Genomic DNA, 425 nt, shown 5'->3' on the forward strand with positions numbered 1-425 from the left:
CTGCAACGGCATGTTCGCCATCGCGCTGTGGGACCGCCAGGAGCGTTGCCTGTGGCTGGCCCGCGATCGCGTCGGCAAGAAGCCGCTGTACTACGGCTGGGCCGGCGACACGCTGGTGTTCGGTTCGGAACTGAAAGCGCTCTGGCAGCACCCGGCGTTCGACAACGACATCGACCGCGATGCGCTTACCTTGCTGCTGCGGCTGGATTACATCCCGGCGCCGCACAGCATCCACCAGCGCTGCTACAAGCTGATGCCGGGCCGGGTGTTGCGCCTGGACGCGGCGGCCGTCGCTGCCGGCGCATCCGCGCATCGTCCGGAACAGGCACAGCGGCCGTACTGGGATGCGCGCGCGCGCATGCAGGCGGCGCTGGCCGCACCCTTCAAGGGCCGCATCGAGGACGCCGAGGAACAGCTGGACACGC

1 pseudogene is annotated in these 425 nt (G+C 69.2%); it reads left to right on the forward strand.

Annotated features, from left to right (window positions below):
- Window positions 1-425: pseudogene (locus D7X55_RS46810) on the forward strand (hypothetical protein); the annotation flags it as partial.

It is taken from the genome of Corallococcus sp. AB049A (assembly GCF_003668885.1).
Lineage (GTDB): Bacteria > Myxococcota > Myxococcia > Myxococcales > Myxococcaceae > Corallococcus > Corallococcus interemptor.